11 protein-coding genes are annotated in these 13,363 nt (G+C 42.1%); 1 reads left to right on the top strand and 10 read right to left on the bottom strand.

Annotated features, from left to right (window positions below; all coding sequences use genetic code 11):
* Positions 1-96: 96 nt before the first annotated feature.
* The 7 genes from ACXAFJ_RS04755 to ACXAFJ_RS04725 all read right to left on the bottom strand — a co-directional run bounded on the left by ACXAFJ_RS04755 (position 97) and on the right by ACXAFJ_RS04725 (position 7,235).
* Positions 97-2,001 carry a methyl-accepting chemotaxis protein gene (locus ACXAFJ_RS04755; RefSeq protein WP_475321775.1) on the bottom strand — a complete coding sequence of 635 codons (1,905 nt, stop codon included), beginning with the start codon at positions 1,999-2,001 and terminating at the stop codon, positions 97-99.
* A gap of 192 nt (positions 2,002-2,193) precedes the next feature.
* The gene (locus ACXAFJ_RS04750) at positions 2,194-2,718 is read right to left on the bottom strand and encodes a chloramphenicol phosphotransferase CPT family protein (RefSeq protein WP_475321774.1); all 525 of its coding nucleotides are present in this window, start codon (positions 2,716-2,718) and stop codon (positions 2,194-2,196) included.
* Between the two features lie 142 nt (positions 2,719-2,860).
* Positions 2,861-3,853 (bottom strand): class 1b ribonucleoside-diphosphate reductase subunit beta, encoded by a 993-nt coding sequence (nrdF, locus tag ACXAFJ_RS04745; RefSeq protein WP_475321772.1) that lies wholly within the window; start codon positions 3,851-3,853, stop codon positions 2,861-2,863.
* Between the two features lie 8 nt (positions 3,854-3,861).
* Positions 3,862-6,000 (bottom strand): class 1b ribonucleoside-diphosphate reductase subunit alpha, encoded by a 2,139-nt coding sequence (nrdE, locus tag ACXAFJ_RS04740; protein ID WP_475321771.1) that lies wholly within the window; start codon positions 5,998-6,000, stop codon positions 3,862-3,864.
* A complete protein-coding gene (nrdI, locus tag ACXAFJ_RS04735; protein ID WP_475321770.1) occupies positions 5,997-6,398 on the bottom strand; it encodes a class Ib ribonucleoside-diphosphate reductase assembly flavoprotein NrdI in 402 nt (133 codons plus the stop codon). Before nrdI ends, nrdE begins: the two co-directional genes overlap by 4 nt.
* Positions 6,395-6,613, bottom strand: a complete 219-nt coding sequence (gene nrdH / locus ACXAFJ_RS04730) for a glutaredoxin-like protein NrdH (RefSeq protein WP_475321768.1) — start codon at positions 6,611-6,613, stop codon at positions 6,395-6,397. Before nrdH ends, nrdI begins: the two co-directional genes overlap by 4 nt.
* 382 nt (positions 6,614-6,995) lie before the next feature.
* A complete protein-coding gene (locus ACXAFJ_RS04725) occupies positions 6,996-7,235 on the bottom strand; it encodes a DUF302 domain-containing protein (protein WP_475321767.1) in 240 nt (79 codons plus the stop codon).
* Between the two features lie 216 nt (positions 7,236-7,451).
* Between ACXAFJ_RS04725 and ACXAFJ_RS04720 the strand changes: the two genes are divergently transcribed.
* The gene (locus tag ACXAFJ_RS04720) at positions 7,452-8,096 is read left to right on the top strand and encodes a hypothetical protein (protein ID WP_475321766.1); all 645 of its coding nucleotides are present in this window, start codon (positions 7,452-7,454) and stop codon (positions 8,094-8,096) included.
* 19 nt (positions 8,097-8,115) lie between these two features.
* Here ACXAFJ_RS04720 and ACXAFJ_RS04715 read toward each other — a convergent pair whose 3' ends face one another.
* The 3 genes from ACXAFJ_RS04715 to ACXAFJ_RS04705 are packed head-to-tail and all read right to left on the bottom strand — an operon-like array spanning position 8,116 to position 13,314.
* On the bottom strand, positions 8,116-9,228 hold the full coding sequence (locus ACXAFJ_RS04715) for a hypothetical protein (protein ID WP_475321765.1): 1,113 nt from the start codon (positions 9,226-9,228) through the stop codon (positions 8,116-8,118).
* Positions 9,229-9,239: 11 nt separating this feature from the next.
* Positions 9,240-10,355, bottom strand: a complete 1,116-nt coding sequence (locus tag ACXAFJ_RS04710) for a hypothetical protein (protein ID WP_475321763.1) — start codon at positions 10,353-10,355, stop codon at positions 9,240-9,242.
* Positions 10,342-13,314 (bottom strand): phospholipase effector Tle1 domain-containing protein, encoded by a 2,973-nt coding sequence (locus ACXAFJ_RS04705; protein ID WP_475321762.1) that lies wholly within the window; start codon positions 13,312-13,314, stop codon positions 10,342-10,344. The genes ACXAFJ_RS04710 and ACXAFJ_RS04705 overlap by 14 nt, the downstream gene beginning before the upstream one ends.
* Positions 13,315-13,363 lie beyond the last annotated feature (49 nt).

Here is a 13,363-nt window from a genome sequence, read left to right as displayed (position 1 = left end):
CGCATTGAAAAAAGTGACCAAGATAATTGGTCACTTTTACTAACTACACATGTTTTTTAAGGGTTTTATTTGCACCCAATTTTATTTGGCAGTGTTTTACTTTACTTTGAACTGAGATACCAGTCTTTCTAGTCGTGCTTTTGAACTAGACAGTGATTCAACACTCTCAGCGGTCTGGCGACCATTATTGACAAGCGTTTCCACGATATCGCGGATAGCTAACATGTTGCGGGAAATCTCGTCAGACACGGCACTTTGCTGATCAGTGGCGACCGCAATCTGGGAGCTGATCTCATCAATCTGTGAAACAGATGTCGAGACTGAACCCAGGCTCCCTGAAACTTCTGAAGTAGTTTCAGCCGTACTCTGGCAGCGCTGCTTTGTGGTATCCATCGCCGACACCACTTTATCTGTCCCTTCTAGTAGGCGAGATAGCATTTCTGAGATTTCTTCTGTGCTCTTGTGCGTGCGACCCGCTAGTGCTCGAACTTCATCGGCAACAACGGCAAATCCGCGCCCTTGTTCACCGGCGCGAGCTGCCTCGATTGCGGCATTCAGCGCAAGTAAATTGGTTTGTTCAGAAATATCACCGATAACATTGAGGACTGCACTGATGGAGTTGGCATCGTTGTTCATCGTTTGGATTCGTTCGGCCATGTCTTCAACGTCATCAACTAACGAGCGAACATTTTCGACAGCACTATTTACAACTCTTTGTGACTCTTGAGCTTCCTGATTAGCTGCTTCAGCCACCACGGAAGATTGACTCACGTTTTCAGCGACTGAACGCGCACTCTCACTCATTTCAGTGATTGACGTGACGACTTGGTCTGTTTCTGACGAGTGCGCCAAAAGCACACGTTCATTTTCAGAGGTACTTGCCGCTAGCAACTGAACATCATGCGCAATTTGCTGAGAAGATTGGGTCAGTTCAATAACCAAGCTGCGGATGTTAGCAACGAACAAATTGAAGCCTTTAGCTATATCACCTAAGTCATCGCTGCGGTCTTCTTCCAATCTAACCGTAAGATCGCCACTGCCATTCGATAGGTCAGTAACGGCTTGCTTAAGTTTGTCTAACGGTTTAAACAAGCGGTTTAGAACCACAAAGATAACGGCGCTAGAAATCAAAAGCAGCGCGATACCGGTTAGGATGGATTCGAATAAGCTCTCATCCACTTGTTCCGTTGCCGATTCTTGGTCAACAAACACCATTAACGTCCAAAAGTTGTCGTTATCTATAGCAATTCGTTGGAAGTAACCGCGGAAATCGATTCCTAGGTATGGGAATTCAATCATACCTTTTTGTTGCGTTCGGAATGCCTGTTCCATTTCATTAAACGTGGGGCTAACTTGCGACGGCGTACGCCCAATATCGGAAGGGTCATCACTAGCAAAAAAGACTTGGTTTCGGTCTACCAGTGTTGCAGCGCCACCAGCAAATCGCATGGTATTAACTAGCTCTGTAACTTCATCTAGGTGAACATCACCAACAATAACACCCACCAGCTTGCCATTCTCCATGACTGGTGCGGAAATACTCATGACTTGCTTTTTAGTCACGATATCTTGATATAGGTCGCTGGTCACTACGGCTCGTTTACGAGCAGTCTCTATATACCAAGGACGATTAACAAAACGGTCTGAAACTTCAGTAATACCACCATCTACTGACAGGTAGCTCCGGCCATCGGCATAAGCCATCAGCACAATGGCTATGTCAGCACTATCGGCTAACATTTTGACACGGGCTAAGTTTTCGTCGTCCGACAAGTCATTGCCAAAATGACCAGCGGCATACTCAAGTGCATGGATTTTCTTGGCAACAACTTGCTCTATTTCAGTGACGTGACGTTCAAGTTTGTTACTGGTTAACACCGCTAGATTATCCAGCATGGTGTTTTTGAGCTGAGAATTATTAAGTGAAACTAAAACGAGGAGAGATAATGTGAACAGTGCGAGCACACTCGCAGTTATACTGGCCTTAAATCCGAACTTCATACTTATTCCTATTACGGCTCATTGATAGGTAAGTTCCAACAGCACGTGTAGCGAGTTGAGTTTCAGCCCGAGACTTAAATGCAACTGCAAGTACTGCACATGTGGGAACAAAACAGCGTTCCGAGTATAACTGCATGATTAATTATTGTTAATAATATAAATACGCATTTTCATCTTTTAGTGATTAGCAGCCTAAGATTGTTGAATAAATCTCAAAATATCTTGCGCCGCTTTCATTGGTGTTACATGGCTTGTGTCGATGCGGTAATCATACTGTTTATCTTTATGTACCAGAGGAAACTCATACTCAGCCAGACCTATCGCTCTATCCCCTCTGGCAATCTCACGCGCTTTGCAAACATCTAGCTCACACTCAACTCCGATAATTAAAGAACTGAAGCCTTGAAGATCTTGGAGCAGATTGGAAAACTCGGCATTGTCTACCCAGGCATTATCTATCACCAGCTTACAGCCAGCTTGTAACAACCCTCTGACGGACTTGTGGTAGCCTTCTACTAGCTGTGCATAATCATACCCGCCCCGTTCAATAGGTTGACCAGCAATCATCTTTTTTAGGTCTGAGGGCGGTAAAGCATAGAGCACACTATCGATACTAAAGTTAAGGTACTGCTGTTCAAGAAGTTCTTGCAGCTCTTTCGCTACACTTGTTTTGCCTGAGCTACCGGTACCGTTAAGCAATATGACATCTGGGTACATCTTGGATTCCTCTGTGATTGTTTTCTTCCAATAAAAAAGCTTGGGTGCGCACCCAAGCTTTTACTATGCAATTACAAAGATTTAGATACTTTGATCGACAACCAATGGAAAATACAATGGTAGCTTCGTATCAAAACTTGACTTAGAAGTCCCAATCCTCGTCTTCAGTCGCGACCGCTTGTCCAATAACATAAGACGAGCCAGACCCAGAGAAGAAGTCGTGGTTTTCATCAGCATTAGGCGACAAAGCCGATAGTATTGCCGGGTTTACTTCGCAAACTTCGTCGGGGAACAACGGCTCAAAGCCCAAATTCATTAACGCTTTGTTGGCGTTGTAATGAAGAAAATGCTTCACGTCTTCGGTCAGACCAACCGAATCGTATAGCTCTTCAGTGTAGCTGTTCTCCACTTCATAAAGGTCAAACATCAATGAAAATGCATAATCTTTAATATCGGCTTGTTCTTGTTCACTCAGCTGCTGATAGGCTTTTTGGAACTTGTAGCCGATGTAATAGCCATGAACCGCTTCGTCGCGAATGATCAAGCGAATCAAATCAGCGGTATTGGTTAACTTCGCTCGACTCGACCAATGCATAGGCAAATAAAAACCCGAATAGAACAAAAAGCTCTCTAGAAATACGCTGGCGACTTTCTTTTTCAAGGCATTATCTTCCGCGCGGTATTCGCGAAGAATAAGCTCAGCCTTGCGCTGCAAATGCGCATTTTCTTCAGACCACCTAAACGCTTCATCTATCTGAGGCGTCGTACACAAGGTTGAAAATACCGACGAGTAACTACGTGCGTGAACCGCTTCCATAAAAGCAATATTGGTTAGTACCGCTTCTTCATGAGGCGTCACCGCGTCCGGCATCAATGCCGGAGCGCCAACCGTATTTTGAATGGTGTCCAGCATGGTTAGGCCAGTGAATACGCGAATAGTGAGGGTTTGCTCTTCTTCGGTTAACTGATTCCACGTTGGAATATCGTTAGAGAGGGGCACTTTTTCTGGCAACCAGAAGTTAACGGTTAGACGATTCCAAATCTCAAGATCTTTATCATCTTCTAATCGGTTCCAATTGATTGCACGAGTAATCGCTACAGGCTTATTACCCAAAGAGTTGTTTGTTGAAGTCATATCACCACCTACAGCGTACAAGATACGCAAGAATCCATCTGTGTGCCTTCGAGCGCCTCTTGACGGAGACGAACGTAATACAAGGTTTTAATACCTTTTTTCCAAGCATAAATTTGCGCTTTGTTGATGTCTCGAGTCGTCGCGCTCGCCGGGAAGAACAAGGTTAAAGATAAGCCTTGGTCAACGTGACGAGTAGCAGCCGCATAGGTATCAATTATCTTGAATGGGCCAATTTCGTAGGCATCAGTGTAAAATTCCAAGTTTTCATTGTTCATGTATGGCGCTGGATAATAAACACGACCTACCTGCCCTTCTTTTCGAATCTCAATTTTCGATGTAATCGGATGAATAGAAGACGTTGAATAGTTGATGTAACTAATACTACCTGTCGGCGGAATCGCTTGCAGGTTTCGGTTAAACAAACCGTGTTCCATCACCTGCTGCTTGAGCTCAGCCCAATCGGCTTGAGTCGGCAGTTTGATTTTGAAGCGAGTAAATACTTGCGCCACTTGTTCCGTTTTCGGCAAAAACGATTCGTTTAGATATTGGTCAAAGAAAATACCACTAGCGTAATCAGAACGTTCAAAGCCAACAAAGCTCTGACCGCGTTCCTGTGCAATTTGGCACGACGCCTTAATTGCGTAGAAAGCAACCGCGGCAAAATACGCTTGAGTGAAATCAATGCCCTCGTCGCTTCCATAGTGGATACGCTCTCTCGCCAAGATGCCATGCAGATTCATTTGGCCAAGACCAATGGCATGGCTGTCATCATTGCCTTTGCGAATTGAAGGTACGCTGTCAATCGCACTCATTTCTGAAACGGCAGTTAGCGCTCTAATCGCGACATCAACAGATTTTTCTAAGTCGTTACCATCTAGAGTCTTGGCGATGTTGAGAGAACCTAAATTACAAGAAATATCGCTACCCAACTTTTCGTAACTTAAGTCGTCTTTGAATTCAGATGCTTCGGAAACCTGTAGGATTTCTGAACACAAATTCGACATGGTAATTCGACCGTCAATTGGATTGAGTCGGTTCACCGTGTCTTCAAACATGATATATGGATAACCTGACTCAAATTGAATTTCGGCCAGAGTCTGGAATAACTGACGAGCATTGATTTTGGTCTTTTTGATTTCCGCATTTTCGACCATGTCATGGTAATGCTCAGTAACACTGATATCAGAAAACGGTTTACCGTAGACTCGTTCAACGTCATACGGTGAGAACAAATACATATCCTTGTTCTGCTTCGCCAAATCAAACGTGATATCAGGGATTACCACACCCAGGCTCAATGTCTTAATTCGAATTTTTTCGTCGGCATTTTCACGCTTAGTGTCTAGGAAACGCATAATGTCGGGGTGATGAGCGTTAAGATATACCGCTCCCGCGCCTTGTCTAGCGCCCAATTGGTTTGCGTAGGAGAAACTATCTTCGAGCAGTTTCATCACTGGTATTACGCCAGAAGATTGGTTTTCAATCCCCTTAATTGGTGCACCGTTTTCGCGCAAGTTGGTCAGCAACAAAGCAACGCCGCCACCACGACGGGAAAGCTGTAGCGATGAGTTGACCGCACGTCCAATGCTTTCCATGTTATCTTCAACTCGCAATAAGAAACAGGATATCAACTCTCCACGACTCTTTTTGCCAGCATTAATAAAGGTTGGCGTCGCAGGTTGGAAACGACCAGACAAGACCTCTTCCATAAGATTGACCGCGAAATTAGTATCGCCACGAGCAAGCGTTAGCGCAGTCATCACAACTCGGTCTTCAAATCTCTCTAGATAGCGTTTTCCATCTCGGGTTTTCAGTGCATACGCGGTGAAAAATTTGTACGCACCAAGGAAAGAAGGAAAACGGAATTTGTGGGCGTAAGCTTTATCCCAGATTTCGTGAAGAAACGTTTCAGAGTATTGTTCTAATACTTCTGACTCGTAATAACCTTCTTTTTTTAAGTATCCGAGTTTTTCATTGAGGTTATGGAAAAAGACCGTATTTTGATTCACGTGTTGCAAAAAGTACTGTCGTGCGGCTTTTTTATCCGCATCAAATTGAATGTTGCCAGCCTCGTCCAGTAGATTAAGCATCGCATTGAGTGCGTGATAATCTAAGTCTGAACGTGACGCTGTAGTCGATGTTGTCATTGTTTTAACCAGAAAGAATGTAAACCTTGAGAGACCGCGTTGATATCTTTAGGGGTGCCCGCTAATTCGAATTTGTACAGTATTGGCACCCGGCAGTTTCTTGAAATGATGTCACCCGAGCAAGCAAACAAATGGCCAAAATTGCGGTTTCCACTTGCAATTACTCCGCGCAATAAGTCTCGAACTGATGGATTTTTGAGTAGGCTTATCACCTGCTCGGGAACGGCGCCCTTGCCGTTCCCATCAGCATAAGTCGGACACACCAAAACAAATGGCTTCTCGGGATTTTGAAAGGCTTCGCCTTCAGTTATCGGTATGCGCTTGGCAGGCATACCCAGTTTTTCGATAAACCGTTTGGTATTGCCAGACGCACTGGAGAAATAAACCAATTCGCTCATAGTTGACGAATGCGATCTGGACGGAAGCCACTCCAATGGTCATCCCCGGCTACAACAACAGGTACTTGTCGGTAACCTAAAGACTCCACATGAGACAAAGCTGCTTGGTCTTCGTTTAGTGAGACCAAGTCATAATCAACACCTTTGGCACTCAAAGCTCTTGTTGTTGCCACACATTGCATACAATTGGGTTTTGAATACACAGTAATTTTCATGATGATTCCCTTTGAAAGATGATTTTACTTAAGACGTTGGTAACGCCTCAAAACACCTTAATGTTAATCATTATCATTTATATTTCAAAGAAAGATCTGCAGAAATTTACTATATGTAGGCACAGATCGCGTTCAAAGACACGACATATAGATCTCACGTAAAATGTGATCAATAACTCTTGAAATTGATCTTTGCCTTGGAGAATCAATACTTCACGAATTTTTATGCTGGAAATTGGAGAAAGAAACGTCAGGGAGAAGAGAGTTAATCGATACAAAATTTTAACTTTCAGCGAAACATGCTGTTATAAATTAACAGTAAGAAGCATTAGAACAATACTTCAAAACCCCTTAAAAAATGACAAAACTTAGATCGTCTCAGTTAGATAACCAAACCATCACGAACGCGTTGCAGCTTTTGTTTTACTTCTATAGCTAAAGGATTGATATCTTGGCGGTCGACTAAATTTAATACCGCAGAAGGGTCCATAAAAGAAACGGTAATCTGACCATTGTCTTCTTCTCTAATCACCACATTGCACGGTAATAGCAAGCCGATATCAGGTTCAGCCGTAATTGCCTGTTCATAACTGCCTCTAAAGGTTACTGAAAAGCCATACATGATTTGTCACCACAGAAAGATTTTGACTGAGTTAACTATAGTGTAGTCATGGGATATTTGGTGCTGACCGGATACTAATGATGGTTTGTTTAAGTGCATCATTGGAAAATGTTATAAACCAAATTGACTCTAATTTGTTCTATTTAAAAGAAATCCTAAAAATGACTTAGTAACATTGAGCATTGTTTGTTATCGAAGTATTTCCGGACTACAAATATGGCTCTCCCCAAATTGCAACAACCTTTACACACGAGTATGTGCGGACCTTACTGTATCGTAGCGTGTATTCGCGACTTAGAACTCCCAGACAGCGTAATAAACGTCGCTCAATTTGATACTGCCACACAGACTTTTTCAAAACGGTGGACAACTATTGATACGTCTTTGCAAGAACACAAACTCGCCTCAAAGATCTATTCGATAACCGGCATAGGTGCTCTTGATAACCCAAACCGTTTTGTTGCTAAAGATGGTGGTAATCCACTGTTTATGATGAGTCATGTTCTGATGTCTTTAGGATTTTCTATCCAGATACAGATCGTTCCCGACGCACACAAGGTGATTAGGAGGCGTTTTCCAATTGAGTTCTCACAACTAAAACAGCTAGGAGTTAATTTAACCGAGCAACGCTCTCACCGAAACGAGACAAAACGGCAGTTAAAAATTTCTCTAATCTCTTTTCTAAATGATGAAGGCTTGCTGAAAAATCAGTGGATTTTGAACGATGAGCGTGGAACCTGGTTTGATAGTGAATCTGAGAGCGGCCATCATTCATGGGATGAAATAGAACAATGGCACCAAAGCGAAAACAAAAAACCAACCGCCAGCTGGGAAGGCGTGTCTATTATCATTTCCTATTAGTTTATTGGAAAATGACCAACTATTTAATAAGTAGATTTTCTTTATCGCCTGGAAATGGTTGATTAGAGTGAATGCCTTGACCCCGAAATAGTTCAATTGAATAACCTGGTTGAGAATCTTTAAAAATTATTCTGCTATCATTAGTGCTTGTGTCAGGACAACCTGTATAAGAACAAGGCAGAAAATAGCTAATGACAAACACTCCGTTTGAATCCGCGGTGAGTAAGTACTGGCTATGGTTGCTATTTTGCCCGAAGATATCACGTACTACCGTTGTCTTTTCTCTCAGTTCAACCGGATCAACTTTTCCTTCGATCATGAAGTAATCTCGATAAATCGGTAGTCCTTTATCATCGAGCTCATAGGTATCTAACTTCCAATAAGCTTCAAATCGCTCAAACTCGCCAATAAGCTGCGCATACCTAAGCTTTTCACCATCACGAGTATAGGCAGAAAAATGAGTAATAAATTGCTGGTCTTTAAAATGCTCGTCCTCCCAAAAGTGGCGGATATCGTAAGGAGAATTTGGAAAGGCAATTTCAGACACTTGCGCTTCACCTTTGTGAATGAGAAGTCTATCGCGACGACCTTGTTCGATATGTCCTTTAAGGTCAATATCCGGCTTAACGGTACAATCATTATTGAAACGACATTCGGACTTTAACCATAGTTCAAAATACTTACCGTTAACGGTTACCTCCAACCAACCAATATCAGCATCGAAGTTTTGGTACATATTCCGATATGTTTGTATTTTTTGTTTTACTAACTCTGAGTCAACTTCATTATCAAATCTATAAAATACTTTTTTGGTTCCTTTATCCTCATCCCTATATTTAGTCCAGTAACCCCTCACCTTTATTGGAACTTGAACGTTACCTGCGGACATATGAGCTCCAGCTCTGCCATTCACGTATCCAAAAGACAAGTGCGACGCACCTCCACCTTCATAAACAAGTTCAATATCTCGAATTGAATGAGGTCCCCCTTCTGAACCGCCAGAAACTGAAGTGGCTATGATTTTTGACTTTCGTTCCTCAGACTCCCACCAAAATTTGGCTCCCAATATGGTTGAAAAAATAAGAACCAAAGTTAACGAAATTCGAAAAATACGAGATTGAAACAAAATCATACTGGTAAGAATCACTTAAACAATCGATTTTCTTTATCGCCTGGAAATGGTTGATTAGAGTGAATACCTTGACCGCGAAATAGTTCAATTGAATAACCTCTTTGAGACTCTAGGTAAGTAATTCTTTCGTCGTCAATATTCCCCCCATCTGGGCAACCAATTATAAGGCAAGATTGGAAGTAATTGATTGCAAACTCCCCGTTTGAATCCGCAGTAATTAAATATCGACTACGATGATTACTTTGCTTCATGATATTGCGCACTGCCGTAGTTTTTTCTCGCAGTTCAGCCGGATCAATTTTCCCTTCTATCATAAAGTAATCTCGATAAATCGGCAGTCCCTCATCATCGACTTCATAAGTTTTCACCTTCCAATAGGCTTCAAAACGCTCAAACTCCCCAATGAGCTGTGCATACCTCAGTTTTTCGCCATCGCGAGTATAGGCGTCAAAGTGAGTAATAAATTGCTGGTCTTTAAAATGTTCGTCCTTCCAAAAATGACGGATATCGTAAGGTGAGTTTGGAAAAGCAATTTCAGATGTTTTTGCACGTCCTCTATGGATGAGGAACTTGTCAAAATCCTCTACGACAATATAACTATTGGGATCGGCATTATCTCGCCATGAACAGTCATTACTCATTGAGCATTGAGAAACAAACCATAACTCAAAGATATCTTTATCAACTAGGACTTCAATATACCCTACATTTGAGTCAAAATTTTTGTACAAATTTCTGTATGTGTTTAATTTCTGCTCCACTAATTCAATATCTACTTGGCTTTGTAGTTTGTAAAAAACCTGTTTTTCTCTACTGTCGACATCTTCATGTGATGACCAGTAGCCATTAATTTTTATTGGTATACCAATTCCACCAACAGACATATGCGCACCAGACGGCCCATTAACGAATCCAAAAGAAAGATTCGAAGAGCCTCCCCCCTTATAGACTAATTCAATTTCACGAATTGAATAATCACCTTGAGCTGAACCTCCAGATACCGAGGTTGAAATAATATCCTGTTTATCATTTTTAACTGGTTCGCAACCGATAATAATAAGACATACAACCGATATAGTTAACCTTACCAGATACCGACTGATTATATAGTGACTACTTGTTTTCAAAAATATTCCTCTTTGGCTTACCATGTTGGTCTTTGGTAATTCCATTAATACGATTTTCTAAAAATGAATCAAATCCGGGATTAATAACGGTATCGTGAGATCTATGTAATACTTCTAAATCATCGTCTTTTATTAAGTGTGACCAATCGTCTTCTGTAATTGCCCCTATCTCTTTATTTTTCAAAGAGATCCAATAACTTTCAAAGTCAGTTTCATGCTCCCAATCCTCCTGCATTATCAGACTAGCACCAGAACCTTTGAACTTGATTCCAATTTTCTTCGCAATCTCATACATTCGAAGCAAAGGTAAAGAGGCAAGTACATTGTTTGCTGGTTGTAATACATAATATAAAAGGTCTGAACCATGAATAAGCACTCTAGTATGTATCTCTTGTTCAACATACTTTTCTTGTAATTTTTTAGCCTCTACTTCTCTTTGATTTTTTATAAACTCGCTAAAACCTCCATCAGTAACTCCCCACTGCGTAGGCTTCATCATTTCGATCTTTTTGTGACCATAACTTTCTCGATGGAGCAAAATACGGTTATAGCTACTATTTCTAGGTACACCATATTGCTCGTCAAAGCCCCTTTCATTGTATTGACGTTTTGATGGATAACCCCCACCAACGTCACTATGAGCCCCCGGAAATACCTCTTCAAAAAAGTTGGCAGGAAGCTGGCCATCTTTTTTTAAACAAGTAAGTGGAAAGTTCTTACGGTATTCATGATGGGCACAAAGCTGCAACACTTTTTCCGCACAATCTGGCCTTAATCCAAGCTTAAACTCACCATTGTTTTCATTGCCGGGCCAATAAAACGAGCCCACAGTATCAAATAGACCAACAAATCGAGCTGACAAGCTAACGAGGTCACTTTTTCTGTACAATCTCGTGTCATCAAAGCGTTGACTGCTTTGACTGCCGGCTAAACCAAAGAGATTTGGGGTAATTGGGTAAGCCGGTGTAAATGAACAATAATTTGGGTACCCATAACAAGATACATCCGCTACAAACGTTTGATTGTAATTCGGGAAACCTAATGAAATGGCGTTAACAAAGTGGCGCGCCAACGCTGCACCTCGACTGAAGCCAAAAACGTCGAATTCTATATGAATCTCTCCGACTAGAGACTCGGTCCGTAGCATCTTGTGAAGCTCATTTAATAAAGACTGCCATTTATAAAACGCACCCGTCGAACCAAATATTTGACTCACCCCACCAGATTGAGTGGATGTTTTTTCTTCATCATCCCCGGCATCAATAACTTCTGGTTTGTTTTCTAAACCGTCGACGGTACCAACGCCCGATACGTAAATTTTGTCTTGCTCTCCTGTTATTACTGAATAGCTTTCAAACAACCTGACTATGTTAGTTCGCGATTTGTCACCGTGCTTCTCTTTGTGTTCGTCGTTGACACGGTTGTTTCCTGTACCATCAAAAAATACCCCTATTCGAAATAGTTTGTAGCTGCGTAAATTCACTATGGGTAAGGCACTGGAAACTAACTGACGGCTTGAAACTGCCAAAAGTTTTTTATCTATGAGATGGGTATTATCAAATGAATAAGTACTCTCAGCGGGCTTGTTGTAAGCGACTGGTTCTTTATCTGGGTAGGTTCTAATCTTTTGTCCAGCATATCGATTTGATTTAGGTCCCATGACTGTCAACTCATCGCCAACAGCCAAGCTCATTGGGTTGTCTGCGTATTGCGGATTGAGGTCAAGCAGTTCATTAGCTGACAGTTGAAATTTAGCGGCTATTTCTCCCCAAGATTCCCGCTCACCATTTGGTAAAGATCTAACTGTGTACTTGTTTACGGTTTCTTCTTGATTTTGTGTATTAGTGGAATTTGGCTCAATTAAATCAGATTCAGAATAAGAAACATGTTCGAGCAATGCATTTACATCAATGATGATACCATTTTCTTCCAACCAAGTTTGATCGATTGCCGCTAATTCATCATTAGCGAGCCGTACCGCAGAGTGAACCAAAGTTTGATTTGTCACCGCTTGGTTGTTTTTTTGCCAATAAAGAAGCAATGCTGATTGGCTTTTGTCACTTAACAAATCATCACTAATTGAGGATTTAGTTGATTTGGTTGTGTTAAAGACGGCTTTATCTGATTCGGGAAACGACCATTCGTGTACAAGCTCAGTCCCCACAAAGTGGTATAAAAAGCCATAACTTGGCAGCCCAAGTCGCTTACCCAACTGCAGAGCAGGGATAACCGGCACAAACTTGTCCCGAACGACATTACTTCCAATTGGGTCAAGCGTAATGTCATGGATGGTCAGCTGAGTTAACTCACCAGCAATTTTTACATTAAGGCTTCTCGTTTCGTCATCAACAGAGACAACTTTGTAGCGGTAACCCTTCTCAGTGCGCTCACGCTGCCAACCCGAGAGCTCCGCGCTTTGCTCCGTTGCTGCCAAAGAGAATTCATAGCCGCCGATTTTTGCCGCTATTTGCTCTGGCCCTGCAATTTCAAATACATATTCAAATTTTGGCTTACTGCTATTCTCTGGAAGTGGTTGCGGCTCTGTGCACTCTGAACTGACATTAGATGATGAACCGGTTGGGAGACTTGAAGATTGCGTCGACGCTTCTCTAGCTGCTTGCGTTAGGCCATTCGAAACACTTGAACCCGTGGGCACACCAGAACCCATATTAAGTCGCGATAGGTATCGGCATTTAGCAGAGGAATAAAGTGTGTGTTCGAATTTGGGGTCAATACCCCATGTTTGAGAGTCAGAATCGTACTTAAATAAAGGAGAACGAGGTGTTTCCGTCCAAAGTACCAACTCCCCAGAATTGAGCAGCTCTCTTGCTTTTGAATACGAATAAATCGATTTTGCCGAACCTAGCAATTCCCTATTCGTAACAACCTGCCAGTCACCCTCTATCTGCGAAAACTCATGCGACATCAGCTCGTCCAGTCGCAGTAGCTTATAACCCATTTTGCCGTCACCGAGTTAATGTTTGATGGAATAGTAACCAAAAACACTA

The organism is Vibrio sp. ABH4_348, from assembly GCF_056159765.1.
The sequence above is the reverse complement of the archived record's forward strand: the minus strand, read 5'-3'. Positions and strand labels throughout refer to the sequence as shown.